Genomic DNA, 17,942 nt, shown 5'->3' with positions numbered 1-17,942 from the left:
TTTTCAATTAAATAATTTGAATATATTTTGCGATTAATTTTATAAATAATTTCAAGTAATATTTAACTTCCAACTGACTGCAGCTTGACTAACATCCAGGTAAATTAAACCCATCCCATTGTTTTATATTGAATAATAAACTATTTTTTGACTAAATCAGTATAATAAAAATAGCACATTTTATCAAATAGTAATTAGAGTTAATTTGTCAAGATATGTAAATTAGAGTTCCGACTATAATACTTTTGCTCTATTTAAAATGACCGAAATTGCTAACATACATTTGTCCATTTTTGTAGATATTAGGAACCTTATCATTAACAACTTTTTGCTAAAAACAGTCATTACATGACTTTTAAAAATATTTTGTGTTATGTAGTGACTATTAAGTTGATAAAAGTAATAATAATGCAATGGATGTAAAATAAACTGACTGCTTATTATAATAGATACTAAAACTAAGAATTTTGATAATTGAAAAATTCTTTTCTTAAATTTTGCTAACTCGTAAAAAGCAATCAGTTTGAATGATTATTAATATGAAAAATATATTGTTTTTAATTTGTCTTTGTCTTTCGTTCTCAGGTAAATGTGCAATTTATGCATTTACTGACAATAGTTCTAATAAAGATATTACTTTATATTTCAATAGTAGCATTACTTCGTTACATTTCTTAATTGATAAGCGTAATCCTGACCAACTTTGGCAGTCTTTGGTACTAGATCAAAGTTCATTTAATGTAGATAACAAAAGTGTCGTTTTTTATAATACAAACTCTTCAAATACTAATAATAACCAACTCTCTTATATTAAATTAGATAATATTAAATTTGATCAAACTGATGACTATGGCGGTGACTATATAATTTTAAATCATGAGTTAACTGGAGTTTGGTTTGATGAACATCAACAACGCTTAAAGCCAATCAAATTGCAAAGAGATTTTTTCATCAATGAAGAAGATATTAGCAGCGAATTTAATAATATTGAATTATTACAATACGATAGTTTAGAAAATATCTACTTTACCGCTGTATTACGAAAACAAAAAAATGAAAAGATTAAGTTATATGGAATTAATATTTATGAGCAAGCATCCAACAAATTATTACAAAAAATCGAAAATTTGAATTATAGCTACAATTCAATTTATAGCATTCATCTACAAGATATTAATTTTGATGGCGTTGCAGATTTAGCAATTGAACGTTACAAATTTAATGCTAGACGAGGTTCCAATTATGATTATTATATCAACCATCATAATAAATTTATCGCAACTCATCTTTGGGGCAGTGATATAATCTTTAATCCAAAAGATAGATCGGCTGAAGGCAGTAAAGACTGTTATGATTTTGATGATCAAAATCACAGAGTCTTAACCAAAATAACTGCGATTTACGATTATCATAATTATCGATATGTTAATAAAAGCAATAGCTGCCATTATTATAATTTCGATAGTAAGCAAAATCGTCAATGCACTGATTTAGAATATAATAATTGTTTACTTAATCGTAATAATATTTATACTGAAAATCCTAGTGTAATAGGTGAAGATAATATTCTTTATAATGATAAAGTATGGTACAAAGGTAAATTAATACCTGGTTATATATACGACTAAGTACGATCTTTGATATTAAATTATAGAAAAATAAGAAGTCCACCTAAAGTCTAGGTCTTCTTTGTTAAATTAAGTTATTTTCAATTTTATATTTAATCACAAAGATTACATAATTTAGTTTTGATAAACTAAAAACCCCTTTCCTCAATTTTTTATCTAATTAAATGAGTTTGATTTTTTCATAAATAGGAATACTAATGCTATAAATAAAAAAGCCTGAAAATTAATTTTCAGGCTTTTTGGCTTTATTAATATTGTTGTAATTTCGACAACCAATCAATAAGTAGCTTTACTGTTTGGCAACAATATTACCATCATCCAAATCTAGATGAATCGTTTTACCCGGAACTAATTTGCCAGATAGAATCTGTTGTGCTAATGGATTTTCAATCTCTTGTTGTATTGCACGTTTTAATGGTCTTGCACCATAAATTGGGTCAAAACCAACTTTAGCTAATTGTTCCAGTGCGGCATCAGAGATATCCATTTCATATCCACGCTCATCAAGACGTTTTTCAACATGAGCTAATTGAATTTTCGCAATTGCTTTGATGTTTTCTTGTCCTAATGGATGGAATACCACAGTTTCATCAATACGATTGATAAACTCCGGTCTAAAGTGTTTAGTTACCACAGTCATGACTAACGCTTTCATCTCATCATAACTCAGTTCAACTTGACCTTGAATCAAATCAGAACCTAAGTTAGATGTCATGATGATTACTGTATTACGAAAATCGACAGTACGACCTTGTCCATCAGTTAATCGTCCATCATCTAATACTTGTAATAAGATGTTAAAAACATCTGGATGTGCTTTCTCGACTTCGTCGAGTAAGATAACAGAGTATGGTCGTCGTCTCACTGCTTCAGTTAGATAGCCTCCTTCTTCATAACCAACATAACCAGGAGGTGCACCGATTAATCGAGCTACAGAATGTTTTTCCATAAACTCAGACATGTCGATACGTACCATAGCATCTTCACTGTCAAACATAAAGTTAGCCAATGCTTTGCAAAGTTCTGTTTTACCAACACCTGTCGGTCCTAAGAATAAGAAGGAACCAATCGGTTTATTCGGATCAGAAAGCCCTGCTCGACTACGACGAATAGCATTGGCCACAGCAACAACCGCCTCATTTTGACCAATAACACGTTTATGTAGGGCGTCTTCCATATGTAACAGTTTTTCTTTTTCACTCTCTAGCATTCTCGATACAGGAATACCTGTTGCTTTCGATAAAACTTCAGCAATTTCGTTATCGGTGACTTTGTTACGCAATAACTTCATAGTTTTACCTTCTAGCTGTGTGGCTGCTGCTAGTTTCTTCTCTAATTCTGGGATTTTGCCATACTGTAGTTCGGACATCTTGTTTAAGTCGCCCATTCGGCGAGCCTGTTCTATTTCAGTACGTGCTTTTTCCAACTCGGCCTTGATATTTTGAGTACCCGAAAGCGCAGCCTTCTCTGATTTCCACTCTTCTTCAAGTGATGCATAAGCCTTTTCTTTTTCAGCAAGTTCATCATTTAACATCTCAAGTCGTTTTTTACTTGCATCATCAGACTCTTTCTTGAGTGCTTGTTGTTCAAGTTTGAGCTGAATAATACGTCGTTCAAGCCGATCCAATGACTCTGGTTTTGAGTCCATTTGCATACGGATACTTGATGCTGCTTCATCGATTAAGTCGATCGCTTTATCTGGTAACATACGATCAGAGATATAACGATGCGATAAAGTTGCAGCTGCAACAATTGCCGGATCGGTAATTTGCACATGATGATGCAGTTCATAACGTTCTTTTAAACCACGCAATATTGCGATGGTATCTTCAACTGACGGTTCTGCTACATATACTTTTTGGAAACGACGTTCTAATGCCGGATCTTTTTCGATATATTGACGATATTCATCAAGTGTGGTGGCACCAACACAGTGTAACTCACCTCGAGCTAATGCCGGTTTTAACATATTACCAGCATCCATTGCTCCATCACTTTTACCAGCACCGACCATAGTATGTATTTCATCAATAAAGAGAATAATACTACCTTCGGCTTTGGCGATATCTTTAAGTACCGCTTTTAAGCGTTCTTCAAATTCACCACGATATTTAGCACCGGCAATTAATGCCCCCATATCTAATGATAATACTCGTTTGTTACGTAAACCTTCTGGCACTTCACGATTAACAATACGTTGTGCTAAACCTTCTACGATAGCTGTTTTACCAACTCCTGGCTCACCAATTAATACTGGATTGTTTTTAGTTCGACGTTGCAATACTTGAATGGTTCGGCGAATCTCTTCATCACGACCAATGACTGGATCAAGCTTGCCTTGTTCGGCTCTTTCGGTTAAATCAATGGTATATTTTTTCAATGCACCACGTTGATCTTCAGCATTAGGATCGTTCACGTTATCACTCCCTCTTACTTGGTTAACTGCTTGGCTAAATTTGTCTTTGCTGACACCTGCTCTTTTTAAAATATCGGTTAAATTACCTTTTTCATCTAATGCAGCTAGTATGAATAATTCAGATGAAATATAGCTATCGCCATTTTTTTGCGCTAATTTGTCACATAGATTCAAAATTCTTACTAATTCTTGTGATGGAATAACTTCACCACCAATGCCTTGAACTTGGGGTAAACGTTCAATTGCTTGATTTAATTCTTGTTGTAATGTCGCAATATTTGCACCTGAAGCCACCAGTAATGGATTAATCCCACTGCCTTCTTGATTAAGCATGGCAGATAATACATGAATGGGCTCTATATATTGATTGTCTTTACCTAATGCGATTGATTGCGCATCAGCTAAAGCTTGTTGAAATTTGTTAGTGAGTTTATCTAACCTCATATTATTTATCTCCTAAGCAATAAATTTGGTTTAAATGTGTAACACATCTAATCCATTTGCATAATCACTAAATGAGTGTGGAAGAATAAATTTCAAGAGCTGATTAACAATATTTTTGACGAATTTTTGCAATAAAATCGATTATATTTTACTCGCGTCTTTATAAAAGATAAAGTAGTTTGAAAAACCGGCACTTAAACAAAAATGTTTAGTAAATTTGGATGACACTCAAGCTTTTATCCTTTATATTAGCCGCTTTATTTTGTTAGGTTAGCTAACCGTGGTTCGTAATCCATCCCACGAAAAAAAACTAGGAAAGAAATATGTTTAAAATTGCTAAAGAGTTCCAGTTTGATGCTTGTCATATGTTAGATGGGCACAATGGAAAATGTCATAACCTACATGGCCATACCTACCGTTTGTTAGTCGAGATCAGCAATGAACTTATTACCAGCGGTTCAAGTGCTGATATGGTAATGGATTATGCTGACATAAAATCAGTTGTAAAACAGCAAATTATCGACCAACTCGACCATGCTTATCTTTATAATCAAAATAATACTAATGAAAGGAAAATAGCTGAGCTTTTGCAGCAAATGCAACGTAAAATTTTTGCATTTCCTTGTCGCACTACTGCAGAAGGAATGAGTAAATTTATTTTTGACCACTTATCACAATTTCTACCAGTGTCGATGATTAAGCTTTGGGAAACCCCTACTTCTTACTGTGAGTATCATCGGAGCGAAAAATGATCGAATATCGTATTGTTGAAATCTTCGAATCTTTACAAGGCGAAGGTTATAACACGGGTATGCCAGCTATTTTTATTCGTTTTGCTGGCTGTAATTTAAATTGTAGTTGGTGTGATACTAATTTCCGCAAATTTCAACGTTTTACGTTAGAGCAAATAGTTGCAAAAGTTAAGCAATATAAAAGTAGCAATATTATCATTACCGGTGGTGAGCCCACAATGGTTAAAGAGTTATCTTCATTATTAACGCATTTAAAACAAGCTGGCTATTATATCGCTATTGAGAGTAATGGACTAGGTAAAGTAGATCCGCTGATTGATTATATTGCACTGAGTCCTAAATTTTGTTATCACCATCGTTATCAAAAAATTTTGCAACCAACAGCTAGTGAAATAAGAATTGTCGCAGAGAAACAGACGGGATTTATCGATTTTTGTTACTATATTGAGCAGCATATTCAAGCTAAGCGTTACTATTTGTCACCTTGCGAAGTCAATGGTGAGATGAATATGTTTGATACCATTGAGTTGTTAGGTAAGATTAATCATAAACGTATTGATAATAAATGGATGTTAAGCCTACAAACACATAAATTTGCCAATATTGAGTAATCTTTTACGATTAACAACTAAACATAAAAAATCAATCTTATCCATAAGTTAGGCTTTAATCTTTAATAAGATAGCGTTATTATTGACCAATATTTTTTTATTGATGATGGTGATGTTTTATCGTATTTTCGTCGGTTTATTATTCATATATGTTTATTCAGCGCATGGCAATGCTTAGGTTGAGTTTCATCATATTGATTGGGAAATGAGTTAACCAGCATATCAATTTTACCACTCTTCATTAGTCATTACGAAGAAGATAATGAATAGATATCTTAGTTAAATTTACAACAAGAGGCATGATAATTGTCACCGCTGGTTTAATTTTTCTCAAACCAGATCATTGTTGCCATTCTTCCGGTCTTGTTTTCTCGACGATATGAATAAAACAGATCTCGCTCAGTATAGGTACAATAGTTACCACCATAAATTTGCTTAATTCCGATTGAGTTTAATCGCTGTTTGGCAATCATATAAAGATCTGCTAAATATTTTTGTTGTTTGGCATCAATTAGTTTAAATGCATGATGCGCATTTGCATCGTAAGCTTCAAACTGCTTTTTCACTTCACCACCTACTTCAAATTTTGTAGCGCCAATTGCTGGACCAAGCCAAACGATGATATCACTAGCCTTACAATAAAATTTCTTTGCCGTTTCTTCTAAAATACCATGACAAAGCCCACGCCAACCAGCATGAGCGGCGGCGACCTCATTGCCTTCAATTGAACAAAATAGTACAGGCATACAATCAGCCGTTAAGACAACACTAACTTGATTAACTTGCCGAGTATATGATCCATCAGCTTCAAATCGCTCACTACTACCAATTAATCCAGTTGCCGGCTGTAATTGAATTTCTGAAATATCAAGTACGGTTGTGCTATGGGTTTGATTTAGCCAATAAGGTTCACTAGGAATTTTTTCAGCATTAATTATAAGACGACGATTTTCGACGATATCATTCAAATCATCACCAGTACGGCTACCTAAATTTAGGCTATCAAACGGCGTAGAACTCACACCACCGATGCGAGTTGTAGTAAAAGCACGAATATTTGTCGGTGCTGGCCAATAGGGATATATTGATTTAATCATAACTATTACCAATCAAGTTCATCTTTATGAAGTTCTGTATCTAATTGTAACTCTTGTATTAATTTTTGCATATCCTCAGGTATTGGTGCATGCCATTCCATTAGTTCGCCAGTAATTGGATGATATAAACGTAACATAGTGGCATGTAAGGCTTGGCGATCAAAATCTCGCAGAGTTTGGATAAATGATTCGCTAGCGCCTTTCGGTGGCCGTGGTCGACCACCATAAAGGGGATCACCGACCAATGGATGCGCAATATGTGCCATATGTACACGAATTTGATGGGTACGCCCCGTTTCCAGTCTTAAACGTAATCGAGTATGTAGACGATATTTTTCCATTACTCGATAATGGGTTACTGCAGGCTTTCCAGTTGGAAAAACCGCCATATGGGTCCGTTTAGTTGGATGGCGAGTAATTGGTTGATCTACGGTTCCACCAGCAGTGATGATCCCCATAGCAACCGCTTCATACTCTCGAGTTATCTCACGAAGTTGTAATGATTCAACTAAATGAGTTTGTGCTTCAATGGTTTTAGCAACAACCATTAAACCTGTTGTATCTTTATCTAGACGGTGAACAATACCTGCTCTTGGCACCCTTGAGATATCTGGATAGTGATAAAGTAGTGCGTTCAATACAGTACCATTTGGATTCCCTGCTCCAGGATGAACAACTAGATCTCGTGGTTTATTGATAACCAAAATATGATCATCTTCATAAACAATATTAAGTTTTATATCTTCTGGTTGATGATAGGTTTCTTCTTCAATTTCAACTTCGATGGATATTTTTTCACCACCAAGTACTTTATCTTTGGGTTTATTTACAATATTATTGTTCACTAATACTTTATTATTTATAATCCATTCTTTAATTCTTGACCTAGAATAATCAGGAAAAAGCTCGGACAACGCCTGATCCAATCGCATTCCAAGCTGAGTTTGTTCGATTTCAGATGATAGTTTTAACTTGTGCATGTGTAATTTATCTATTTTAAGCTGTTATGTTTTAGAGTATTATATACCAATCATCGCCTTTAATGTTTAATTATATTTTGGATTGAAAACTGAATGAAATTGCGTCTACAAACTTTGTTAGCTATCGCTTTAAGTAGCATGCTAATTGGCTGTACAAGTACAAAGCATGATGTTGAAAATGTGCCAGAGATTGAGCTCCACAATAAAGCTAAAACAGAGCTTGAGAGTGGAAATATCAAATCCAGTATTAGCGTTTTAGAGGCTATCGATAAAAATTATCCATTTGGACCTTATTCACAACAAGTTCAATTAGATTTAATTTATGCCTACTATAAAACAGCGGATTATCCACTAGCCATTGCATCAATTGACCGCTTTTTGAAATTGAACCCAACGCACCCAAATATCGATTGGGTAATTTACATGCGCGGAATTTCTAATATGGCGCAAAATGACAATACAATTCAGGGGTGGTTTAATGTCGATCGTTCAGATCGTGATCCTGAGTTTGCCATGGCTGCATTTAAAGATTTTACTTATTTGGTAACTGGTTTTCCAAATAGTAGTTATGCCGCTGACGCCAAAAAGCGTTTAATATTTTTGAAAAACCGTATCGCACGTCATGAGTTAAAAGTATCACAATATTACACTAAACGTGGAGCCTATGTTGCTGTGATTAATCGGGTTACCCAAATGTTAGCCTTATTCCCTGATACCGATTCAACTAAGAGCGCATTGTTATTGATGCGTAATGCATACAATGAATTAGGTTTAGTTGATGAAAGCCAAAAAGTTGATCAACTTATTCAGGCCAATTTGGAAAACATACCAAAAGAAGAACAAAAATCATTCTTCTCTAAATTTACCAGTGTCTTCAATGGTGGCTAATTTATTTACTAAGCGGGCCTAGCCCGCTTTTTTATGCTTTTTACTAGTGCACAATATCCAAATTACATCTTTTAATTCCTAATAAATCAATCTTACAATTCACATAACGTTTGTAAAACACCTCAATAACCAATACAATTAGCAAATTATTTTTATTAGCAATAATAGATAGGACATTAATTCGTCATGCAAGAACAATATCGCCCAGATGAAATTGAAGCCAAAGTACAAAAACATTGGCAAGAAGACAAAACATTCCACGTTACTGAAGATCCATCTAAAGAGAAGTATTACTGTCTGTCGATGCTTCCATACCCTTCAGGTCGTTTACATCTTGGCCATGTCCGAAATTATACTATCGGTGACACTATTTCACGCTATCAACGTTTGAATGGTAAGAATGTATTACAACCAATCGGTTGGGATGCATTTGGTTTACCAGCCGAAGGCGCAGCAGTTAAAAATAATACAGCTCCAGCCAAATGGACTTATGAAAATATTGCTTACATGAAGAAGCAATTACAGCTACTTGGTTTTGGTTATGATTGGGATCGTGAAGTAACAACTTGCCGTCCTGAGTATTACAAATGGGAACAATGGTTTTTTACCAAACTATTTGAAAAAGGTTTAGTTTATAAAAAAACTTCAGCTGTTAACTGGTGTCCAAACGACCAGACTGTATTGGCTAACGAACAAGTGGTTGAGGGGTGTTGTTGGCGTTGTAATACACCGGTTGAGCGTAAAGAAATTCCACAATGGTTTATCAAAATCACTGAATATGCAGATGAGTTATTGAATGATTTAGATACCCTTGAAAGCTGGCCAGAACAAGTCAAAACAATGCAACGAAACTGGATTGGTCGTTCTGAAGGAGTAGAGTTTGATTTCGCCGTTGAAAACTATAGCGATAAGTTACGTGTTTATACTACTCGCCCTGATACCTTAATGGGTGTAAGTTTTGTTTCGGTAGCTGCGGAACATCCACTTGCTCAATTAGCTGCACAAAATAATCCCAAAATTGCTGACTTTATTGCTGAATGCAAAACAACTAAAACCGCTGAGGCCGACATGGCAACAATGGAAAAGAAAGGTATGGCAACAGGATTTTTTGCTATCCATCCATTAACCGGTGCAAAAGTTCCGGTTTGGATTGCTAACTTTGTATTAATTGAATACGGCACAGGGGCGGTGATGGCGGTGCCTGGTCACGATGAACGTGATTATGAGTTTGCATCAAAATATAATCTACCAATTAAACCTGTTATTTTAACACAAGATGATCAAGTACCTGATCTATCACAGCAAGCTTATACTGAACATGGTAAATTATTTAATTCTGGTGAGTTTGACGGTCTTAATTTTGAACAAGCCTTTAATGCTATTGCAGATAAACTTATTGCATTAGGTATTGGTAATCGTAAAGTAAATTATCGTTTACGTGATTGGGGAGTCTCTCGTCAACGTTATTGGGGTGCACCAATTCCTATGGTGACACTTGAAGATGGCACTACAATCCCGACACCAGAAGATCAACTGCCAGTCATTTTACCAGAAAATGTTGAAATGAATGGTATTACTAGTCCGATTAAAGCAGATCCAAATTGGGCAAAAACGATGGTTAATGGTCAACCGGCACTGCGTGAAACCGATACTTTTGATACCTTTATGGAATCGTCTTGGTATTATGCACGCTACACCTGCCCTCATTATGACAAAGGTATGTTAGATGAAAATGCGGCAAATTATTGGTTGCCTGTTGATCAATATGTTGGTGGCATTGAACATGCAATCATGCATTTACTCTATTTTAGATTCTTCCATAAATTAATGCGTGATTTTGGTTTAGTAAAATCAGACGAACCAGCCAAACGCTTGTTATGCCAAGGTATGGTTTTAGCTGATGCGTTCTATTACACCAGCCCTACCAATGAACGTATTTGGGTTTCACCAACTGAAGTCACTATTGAACGTGATGACAAAGGTCGTATTGCTAAAGCCACAGATAATAAAGGTAATGAACTTGTTCATGCTGGTATGACTAAGATGTCTAAATCAAAAAATAATGGTATCGATCCACAAGAGATGGTTGAAAAATATGGTGCAGATACCGTTAGATTATTTATGATGTTTGCCTCTCCAGCCGATATGACGCTTGAATGGCAAGAATCTGGTGTGGAAGGTGCGAATCGATTTATTAAACGTGTATGGCGTTTAGTATATGAACATGCTCAACTAGGTAAAACAACAGCTCTTGATCTATCTAAATTAACTGCCGATCAAAAAGCTTTACGTCGTGAACTACATAAAACGATTGCTAAAGTCAGTGATGATATTGGTCGCCGTCAAACCTTTAATACGGCAATTGCAGCAGTAATGGAATTTATGAATCGCTTACAAAAAGCGCCACAAGATACCGATCAAGACCGTGCATTGATGGATGAATCATTAAATGCAGTTGTCAGATTACTTTATCCTATGATGCCTCACGCTTGTTTCGTTATGTGGCAAGCATTAGGTCATAGTGAAACCATTGATAATGCATCTTGGCCTACTGCTGATGAATCGGCAATGGTTGAGGATGAAAAATTAATTGTTGTACAAATCAATGGTAAAGTACGTGGTAAATTTACCGTTCCGGCAGATGCCGAACAAGATTTTGTAGTAAAACAAGCTAAACAAGAGCCAAACATTCAAAAATATTTAACTGATACGACAATTCGTAAGGTTATTTATGTGCCAGGCAAATTATTGAATCTAGTTGTTGGTTAATAATGTTAGATAACTAAGAGATAGGTGATGATACCAATGAAAAAATATTTAGCTTTGATGTTATTGACAATATCGTTGTCTGGATGCGGTTTTCATTTGCAATATGAACCAGAGGTTCCTACTCGCTTTAAGACACTGTCCTATGAAAGTGGTGATCCATACGGTCGATTGTCAAGGGAAGTTAAAGAGTTACTACGCGATAATAAAGTTACATTAGTTAATGGCAATAATAAAGCTAAATATCCGTCATTGCGCATAGTCAGAAATTCATTGGATAAAAACACTATATCTATCTATCAAGATGGTAAAGCAGCAGAATATCAGTTAGTATTGACAGTTCAAGCGCAAGTAGTCATTGCAGGTGAACAAATTCATCCAATTAACGTTCGTATATTCCGTACCTTCTTTGATAATCCAGCAGCAGCATTAGCTAAGACAGTAGAACAAAATTTGATTGAGGATGAAATGTATAAGCAAGCAGCTAAAGAGATCATTCGTAAATTGAAATCAGTTGATGCAGCAAACTAACAACTAGTTATGATTAAAATTAGTGCTGAAAAAATAACCCAGCAATTAGGATCGCCTTATTATTTGATTTTAGGTAGCGATCCTTATCTGCAACATTATGCACAAACTGAATTACGTAATGCTTTTAAACAAGCTCAATATGACGAACAACTTTCTTTCACAATCAATAGCCAAACAGACTGGTCGGCAATGTATGATAGTTGCCAAGCAATGAATCTATTTTCAAGCAAAACTTTACTCTGTATAGATATTGGTGAAGGTGTGTTAAATGTTTCAGTGGCAGCAAAATTAAACACATTATGTGAAATGTTAACCCCTGAGATTGGCTTGATAGTTAGTCTAGTGAAGATTACTAAGACCCAAGAAAATGCATTATGGTACAAAGCTTTATCTGACAAGTTAGTGGTAGTGAATTGTTCAACACCTGAAGCAGCACAATTACCACAATGGATCAAAAGCTATTTACAACAAATGCAAATAGCTATTGAATCTCCAGCGATCGAGTTACTTAGTTATTACTATGAAGGTAATTTGTTGGCATTAACGCAAATTATTGAGCAATTAAATTTACTCTATCCAAATCAAACTATTTCTTATGAACAAGTTGAGTTAAATATTAATGATTCAGCGATATTTACGCCTTTTCATTGGATTGATGCAATGCTTTCCAATAAAGCAAAACGTGCAACACATGTTTTACAACAGCTTAAAATGAATGATTTTGAGCCGTTAATATTGATGCGGATTATTCAACGTGAATTGATTTTGTTGATCAATTTAAAATTAGCTTTAAGCGAGAAATCACCTCGGCAAATTTTTGATGAATATAGAGTCTGGCAAAATAGGAGAACCATGTATAGCGCTTATTTGAATCGTTTTGATATCAAATCGTTATTTGCTCTACTGGCGACATTAACCGATATTGAAATTAGCCTAAAACATAATAATGATTTACCTATTTGGGATGCACTGCTAAGTTTAACTATGCAGTTTATGGGGTTAAATAAGTGTTAACAGCGTTATTTGGTGGAACCTTTGATCCAATCCATTATGGGCATTTACGCCCAGCTTTAGCCTTAGCCAAAGAGTTGGGATTAACTAAAATTAATCTATTACCTAACCGTATTCCGCCTCATAAACCACAACCAGAGGCCAATACAGAGCAACGTTTAGCTATGTTGCAGTTGGCTATAGCGGATTATTCTCTATTTTCAGTTGATACTCGAGAATTAGAACCAAAGCTAATTAATCAGCCCTCTTTTACCATTGATACTCTCAAATCATGGCGTCAACAAAATGGTACTCAGCAAAGTTTAGCTTTTATAATGGGACAAGATTCTTTGCTTAGTTTACCAACATGGAAAGAGTGGCAAAAATTACTCGATTATTGTCATTTGCTAATATGTAAACGGCCAGGTTATGCTCAAACACCCTGTGATAGCAAGCTACAACAATGGATTAATCAACACCTAACTCAAGATAGTCAAACATTACATCAATGTCCTAATGGCTATATTTACTTTGCTAATACACCACTTGAAGCAATTTCAGCAACAGAAATCCGGCAAAATATTAATAATCAACAAAGCTGTGAAAAGTTATTATCGCCTAAAGTTTGGCAATATATACATGAAAATAGGCTCTATAATGCAAAGAAATGTTAGAAATGACTTTACATCTGAGAGTTTTTTCGGCATTATTTCGCCGCTATATTTAGATAATTTGAATATAGTTGTTCTATGTTTATACTCAAATCAATCACTTTGTCTAGATCCAAAAATATTTTGGTAATTTAGTTGAGTTTGATTAATTCGCTTTTCTAGTTAATCGTAAAGAAAATGAGAATGATATTTATTAATTTGAGTGTATTTAATTTGTATTTAATATTAAGAGGCCCCAATGGCAAAAGAAGATAACATTGAAATGCAAGGTACTATTCTTGATACTCTTCCAAACACGATGTTTCGTGTTGAACTTGAAAACGGTCATGTTGTTACTGCACACATTTCTGGAAAGATGAGAAAGAACTATATTCGAATTCTAACTGGCGATAAAGTAACGGTAGAAATGACACCTTACGATCTTTCAAAAGCACGTATCATATTCCGTAGTCGTTAATATCGTTATCACGCTTGTTGTTTTACATTATTAACTAATGAGTTGATTAGTTATTTTCTCTTTTTTAATACAATTCCGTCGACTAAAGTCGACGGATGTACAAGTCATAATTTAGGTTACTTCCTAATTAATCCATTTGAGAAAAATCCATTTGCTCATACTTTATCCATTTCGTCTTTTTAACGATTTTATAACCGAAGTAAATCGAAAGAAATAATGGAATACCGATGTAAGTCGCAATTACACCGTTCCAATCAATGGTTTCTTGTAAAAATGCTTCATAATTTTGCCCTAATGTTATCGTCAAACAAAGTATAAAGGCAAAAATAGGACCAAATGGGAAACAACTCGAACGATATGGTAATTTATTTAGATCACGGCCTTGTGTTATGTAGCCTTTTCTAAAACGATAATGGCTAATAGCAATACCAAGCCAAGCAATAAATCCTGTCATACCTGACATATTAAGTAGCCATAAATAAACTTCCTGATCTTTGTATAGTGAGGTCAAGAAGCAAAGCATAGCAACCAATGTTGTCGCAAATAATGCCATATCAGGTACACCTGATGAAGATAATCGTCCAAAGATCTTTGGTGCTTTACCTTCTTTAGCTAAAGCATATAGCATTCGAGTTGAAGCATATAAGCCTGAGTTACCAGCAGAAAGTACTGAAGTTAAAATAACCGCATTCATAATAGCTGCTGCCGATAATAATCCAGCATGCTGAAAAACTAAAGTAAATGGACTAACACTGATATCAGTTTCATCATTACGTAGTAAGTTAGGATCAGTATATGGAATGATTAAACTAATAACTAAAATTGCAAAAATATAAAATAATAGTATTCGCCAAAAGACTTGTTTCATTGCTTTTGGAATGTTTTTTTCTGGATCTCTTGATTCTCCTGCAGCGATACCAATTAGTTCAGTACCTTGGAATGAGAAACCAACGACCATCGCAACACCAATCATTGAAGCAAAACCTCCAACAAATGGAGCATCACCAACTTGCCAGTTTTGCCAACCAGCAGTTTCAGCGCCTTTTAAAATACCAATAATCATTAATAAACCAACTACTATAAATAAAATCACAGTGACGACTTTAATTAATGAAAACCAAAATTCTGCTTCACCAAACCCTTTCACAGAAACATAGTTTAAGCAAAAGATAATACTTAGGAATAACAGGCTCCATAACCAACTATAAGCCCCAGCATCGAACCAATAGGAGATCACCAATTGAGCTGCAACTAAGTCAACAGCAACCGTTATTGCCCAGTTATACCAATAGTTCCAGCCAATAGCGAAACCAAATGCTTCATCTACATAGCGTGCCCCATAGGTCGCAAAAGTGCCAGAAACCGGAAGATAAGCAGCAAGCTCCCCCAAACTAGTCATTAAAAAGTAGACCATTATGCCGATAATGGCATAAGAAAGCAGTGCACCACCAGGACCAGCTTGTGCAACAGTAGCGCCTGAAGCGACAAATAACCCAGTTCCGATGGAGCCACCAATGGCTATCATCGCTAAATGACGGGCTTTTAAATCACGCTTTAATTTATCATTCATATTAATTTTCTTCTTGTTAAACAGATTCTAAATATATTTAGTTACTACCTTATGCTTAATATCTAGGTTAGTAACTGATTTAAAATAATTTATTACGATATTTATCATTAGCTGATAAATTGTGATGAAGTGTATCAAAAAAAATTATATGCGAGATAAATAATTCTAATAATCCGTCTGATATGTTAAATATTAGCAATACTTAGCTGCTAGTTAACTGTTCTAATTGAGTTAAATAATCCATCGCTTGATCACGATTTGTTCCACACATTTCAAAACAAGGTTTTAAACGACCGCAGACTAGAGGTCTATTAGTATTACCAAATAATTTACACTGAAAATTCTCGTCTAAATGAAAACAGGCAATTCCGGCTGGTTTTCCATTCGGCATACTAGGTATAGCAGATGAAATTGATGGCGCAATACAACATGCACCACAGTTTTTACGGCATTTGAATGAATCAGTCATTAGTTTAGAGGAATTTGTCGTTGTTTTATAAAATTTATTGGTGACAATAGCAAGTTAAGGGTAAAATAGCGAGCTAAATTTTTAACTCTATTAAACATGAAGAAAGTATTATGGCTAAAGCAAATGAAATAAAACGTGGTGATGCAGTCACCTACAATGGCAAATTATTATTAGTGAAAGAGATTGATGTTCAAAGTCCTAGTGCGCGTGGAGCAAGCACCCTTTATAAAATGCGTTTTACCGATGTGAAATCTGGTGGCAAAGTTGAGGAACGTTTTAAAGGAGATGATATTTTAGATACTATCGAACTATTTCGACGTCCGGTAAGCTTTTCTTATATTGATGGTGACGAATATGTATTTATGGATAATGAAGACTATACGCCATTTATTTTTAAGAAAGATCAAATTGAAGAAGAACTACTATTTATTCCTGATGGTGGAATGGATGGTATTCAGGTGTTAATGGCTGAAAGTGAAGTTGTTGCTTTAGAACTGCCACAAACAGTTGAACTAGAAATTATTGAAACTTCACCAAGTATCAAAGGTGCTTCAGCAAGTGCACGAACAAAGCCTGCAACACTATCAACCGGTCTTGTCATTCAAGTACCAGAATATATTGATAACCACGAAAGAGTTAAAATTCATATCGCAGAACGCCGATATATGAGTCGAGCGGAATAATCTATTAAATCGTGATGAATACATATAACCAAAATAAATTACATAAACGATTGCGACGTCTTACTGGTGAAGCTATCGCTGACTTTAACATGATCGAGGAAGGCGATCGTATAATGGTCTGCTTATCAGGCGGTAAAGACAGCTATACATTGCTGGATATTCTTATTAATTTAAAAATCAGCGCACCAGTACAATTTGAATTAGTCGCAGTTAATTTAGATCAAAAACAACCTGGTTTTCCTGAGCATGTCTTACCTGAATATCTTGAGTCGTTAGGTATTGAATATAAAATTGTCCAAGAAAATACTTATGGAATTGTCAAAGAAAAAATTCCAGAAGGTAAAACAACCTGTTCTCTCTGTTCTAGACTTCGACGTGGTATTTTATATCGTACTGCAACTGAACTTGGTGCAACAAAAATAGCTCTAGGACATCACCGAGATGACATTTTAGAAACACTATTTTTAAACATGTTTTATGGAGGCAAACTTAAAGCCATGCCACCTAAATTGATGAATGATTCAGGTGAACACATTATTATTCGACCTCTTGCATATTGTAAAGAAAAAGACATTGCAAAATATGCTGAAATAAAACAATTTCCTATCATTCCATGTAATCTTTGTGGCTCACAACCTAATTTGCAACGGCAAGTAATCAAAGAAATGCTAAATGATTGGGATAAAAAATTTCCTGGTCGTATCGAAACCATGTTTCGCGCTACACAAAATATTACTCTTTCTCATTTATGCGATACCAATCTTTACGATTTTAAAGGGATTAAGAAAGGTGATATTGATATCAATGGTGGCGATTTAGCCTTTGACCGTGAAGAATTACCCCCTACAGTCGGATTTGATGCGTCAGAACTCGACGAACAGGATCTAATTCTATGGAAAGAGGCTAACTAAAATTACCCTCCAGCATCTAAACTCTTTTATTATCGGCGATAAACAATATCGTCGATAATTATTTAATATTAAAACAAT

At 34.9% G+C, this 17,942-nt stretch carries 15 protein-coding genes, 1 pseudogene and 1 riboswitch; of the genes and pseudogenes, 11 read left to right on the top strand and 5 right to left on the bottom strand.

What is annotated here, in order from left to right:
- Positions 1 to 539 precede the first annotated feature (539 nt).
- On the top strand, positions 540 to 1,628 hold the full coding sequence (locus AC5LWZ_RS05380; protein ID WP_110448183.1) for a hypothetical protein: 1,089 nt from the start codon (positions 540 to 542) through the stop codon (positions 1,626 to 1,628).
- A 289-nt stretch (positions 1,629 to 1,917) separates the two neighbouring features.
- Here AC5LWZ_RS05380 and clpB read toward each other — a convergent pair whose 3' ends face one another.
- Positions 1,918 to 4,488, bottom strand: coding sequence for an ATP-dependent chaperone ClpB (gene clpB, locus AC5LWZ_RS05375; RefSeq protein ID WP_086363919.1), 2,571 nt, complete (start codon positions 4,486 to 4,488; stop codon positions 1,918 to 1,920).
- A 274-nt stretch (positions 4,489 to 4,762) separates the two neighbouring features.
- Positions 4,763 to 4,808, top strand: a riboswitch (PreQ1 riboswitch).
- Between the two features lie 3 nt (positions 4,809 to 4,811).
- On the opposite strand from clpB, the gene queD reads away from it, so the two are divergent.
- Positions 4,812 to 5,240, top strand: coding sequence for a 6-carboxytetrahydropterin synthase QueD (gene queD, locus AC5LWZ_RS05370; RefSeq protein ID WP_493464115.1), 429 nt, complete (start codon positions 4,812 to 4,814; stop codon positions 5,238 to 5,240).
- The gene (locus AC5LWZ_RS05365) at positions 5,237 to 5,851 is read left to right on the top strand and encodes a 7-carboxy-7-deazaguanine synthase QueE (protein WP_110448185.1); all 615 of its coding nucleotides are present in this window, start codon (positions 5,237 to 5,239) and stop codon (positions 5,849 to 5,851) included. Before queD ends, AC5LWZ_RS05365 begins: the two co-directional genes overlap by 4 nt.
- Before the next feature lie 320 nt (positions 5,852 to 6,171).
- Here the strand turns inward: AC5LWZ_RS05365 and pgeF are convergent, their stop codons facing one another.
- Both pgeF and rluD read right to left on the bottom strand, forming a co-directional pair.
- A complete protein-coding gene (gene pgeF, locus AC5LWZ_RS05360) occupies positions 6,172 to 6,945 on the bottom strand; it encodes a peptidoglycan editing factor PgeF (RefSeq protein ID WP_181414691.1) in 774 nt (257 codons plus the stop codon).
- 8 nt (positions 6,946 to 6,953) lie between these two features.
- Positions 6,954 to 7,928 (bottom strand): 23S rRNA pseudouridine(1911/1915/1917) synthase RluD, encoded by a 975-nt coding sequence (gene rluD / locus AC5LWZ_RS05355; protein ID WP_493464114.1) that lies wholly within the window; start codon positions 7,926 to 7,928, stop codon positions 6,954 to 6,956.
- A gap of 93 nt (positions 7,929 to 8,021) precedes the next feature.
- Here rluD and bamD point away from each other — a divergent pair.
- The 6 genes and pseudogenes from bamD to infA all read left to right on the top strand — a co-directional run.
- Positions 8,022 to 8,753: pseudogene (bamD, locus tag AC5LWZ_RS05350) on the top strand (outer membrane protein assembly factor BamD); the annotation flags it as partial.
- A 249-nt stretch (positions 8,754 to 9,002) separates the two neighbouring features.
- Positions 9,003 to 11,585 (top strand): leucine--tRNA ligase, encoded by a 2,583-nt coding sequence (gene leuS, locus AC5LWZ_RS05345; protein ID WP_493464113.1) that lies wholly within the window; start codon positions 9,003 to 9,005, stop codon positions 11,583 to 11,585.
- A 36-nt stretch (positions 11,586 to 11,621) separates the two neighbouring features.
- The gene (gene lptE / locus AC5LWZ_RS05340) at positions 11,622 to 12,113 is read left to right on the top strand and encodes an LPS assembly lipoprotein LptE (protein ID WP_198247004.1); all 492 of its coding nucleotides are present in this window, start codon (positions 11,622 to 11,624) and stop codon (positions 12,111 to 12,113) included.
- Positions 12,114 to 12,122: 9 nt separating this feature from the next.
- Positions 12,123 to 13,127 carry a DNA polymerase III subunit delta gene (gene holA / locus AC5LWZ_RS05335; protein WP_493464112.1) on the top strand — a complete coding sequence of 335 codons (1,005 nt, stop codon included), beginning with the start codon at positions 12,123 to 12,125 and terminating at the stop codon, positions 13,125 to 13,127.
- On the top strand, positions 13,121 to 13,777 hold the full coding sequence (nadD, locus tag AC5LWZ_RS05330; protein WP_493464111.1) for a nicotinate-nucleotide adenylyltransferase: 657 nt from the start codon (positions 13,121 to 13,123) through the stop codon (positions 13,775 to 13,777). The genes holA and nadD overlap by 7 nt, the downstream gene beginning before the upstream one ends.
- A gap of 235 nt (positions 13,778 to 14,012) precedes the next feature.
- The gene (gene infA / locus AC5LWZ_RS05325) at positions 14,013 to 14,231 is read left to right on the top strand and encodes a translation initiation factor IF-1 (RefSeq protein WP_025315083.1); all 219 of its coding nucleotides are present in this window, start codon (positions 14,013 to 14,015) and stop codon (positions 14,229 to 14,231) included.
- Positions 14,232 to 14,358: 127 nt separating this feature from the next.
- On the opposite strand, the gene AC5LWZ_RS05320 is transcribed toward infA, so the two are convergent.
- A complete protein-coding gene (locus AC5LWZ_RS05320; RefSeq protein ID WP_493464110.1) occupies positions 14,359 to 15,801 on the bottom strand; it encodes an amino acid permease in 1,443 nt (480 codons plus the stop codon).
- Positions 15,802 to 16,003: 202 nt separating this feature from the next.
- A complete protein-coding gene (locus AC5LWZ_RS05315) occupies positions 16,004 to 16,270 on the bottom strand; it encodes a YkgJ family cysteine cluster protein (RefSeq protein WP_086359767.1) in 267 nt (88 codons plus the stop codon).
- 110 nt (positions 16,271 to 16,380) lie between these two features.
- Here AC5LWZ_RS05315 and efpL point away from each other — a divergent pair, with 110 nt between their 5' ends.
- Positions 16,381 to 16,953 carry an elongation factor P-like protein EfpL gene (gene efpL / locus AC5LWZ_RS05310; RefSeq protein ID WP_086359766.1) on the top strand — a complete coding sequence of 191 codons (573 nt, stop codon included), beginning with the start codon at positions 16,381 to 16,383 and terminating at the stop codon, positions 16,951 to 16,953.
- Between the two features lie 14 nt (positions 16,954 to 16,967).
- Positions 16,968 to 17,864, top strand: a complete 897-nt coding sequence (gene ttcA, locus AC5LWZ_RS05305) for a tRNA 2-thiocytidine(32) synthetase TtcA (RefSeq protein WP_086359765.1) — start codon at positions 16,968 to 16,970, stop codon at positions 17,862 to 17,864.
- Positions 17,865 to 17,942: the final 78 nt, after the last annotated feature.

This window comes from Gilliamella sp. LMG 34362, assembly GCF_984569125.1.
The sequence above is the reverse complement of the archived record's forward strand: the minus strand, read 5'-3'. Positions and strand labels throughout refer to the sequence as shown.

What these genes read in the sequence shown, in the direction of transcription:
- AC5LWZ_RS05380 (WP_110448183.1), top strand. Translation starts at nt 540, where the DNA reads ATGAAAAATATATTGTTTTTAATTTGTCTTTGTCTTTCGTTCTCAGGT.
- clpB (WP_086363919.1), bottom strand. Translation starts at nt 4,488, where the DNA reads ATGAGGTTAGATAAACTCACTAACAAATTTCAACAAGCTTTAGCTGAT.
- queD (WP_493464115.1), top strand. Translation starts at nt 4,812, where the DNA reads ATGTTTAAAATTGCTAAAGAGTTCCAGTTTGATGCTTGTCATATGTTA.
- AC5LWZ_RS05365 (WP_110448185.1), top strand. Translation starts at nt 5,237, where the DNA reads ATGATCGAATATCGTATTGTTGAAATCTTCGAATCTTTACAAGGCGAA.
- rluD (WP_493464114.1), bottom strand. Translation starts at nt 7,928, where the DNA reads ATGCACAAGTTAAAACTATCATCTGAAATCGAACAAACTCAGCTTGGA.
- leuS (WP_493464113.1), top strand. Translation starts at nt 9,003, where the DNA reads ATGCAAGAACAATATCGCCCAGATGAAATTGAAGCCAAAGTACAAAAA.
- lptE (WP_198247004.1), top strand. Translation starts at nt 11,622, where the DNA reads ATGAAAAAATATTTAGCTTTGATGTTATTGACAATATCGTTGTCTGGA.
- holA (WP_493464112.1), top strand. Translation starts at nt 12,123, where the DNA reads ATGATTAAAATTAGTGCTGAAAAAATAACCCAGCAATTAGGATCGCCT.
- infA (WP_025315083.1), top strand. Translation starts at nt 14,013, where the DNA reads ATGGCAAAAGAAGATAACATTGAAATGCAAGGTACTATTCTTGATACT.
- AC5LWZ_RS05320 (WP_493464110.1), bottom strand. Translation starts at nt 15,801, where the DNA reads ATGAATGATAAATTAAAGCGTGATTTAAAAGCCCGTCATTTAGCGATG.
- AC5LWZ_RS05315 (WP_086359767.1), bottom strand. Translation starts at nt 16,270, where the DNA reads ATGACTGATTCATTCAAATGCCGTAAAAACTGTGGTGCATGTTGTATT.
- efpL (WP_086359766.1), top strand. Translation starts at nt 16,381, where the DNA reads ATGGCTAAAGCAAATGAAATAAAACGTGGTGATGCAGTCACCTACAAT.
- ttcA (WP_086359765.1), top strand. Translation starts at nt 16,968, where the DNA reads ATGAATACATATAACCAAAATAAATTACATAAACGATTGCGACGTCTT.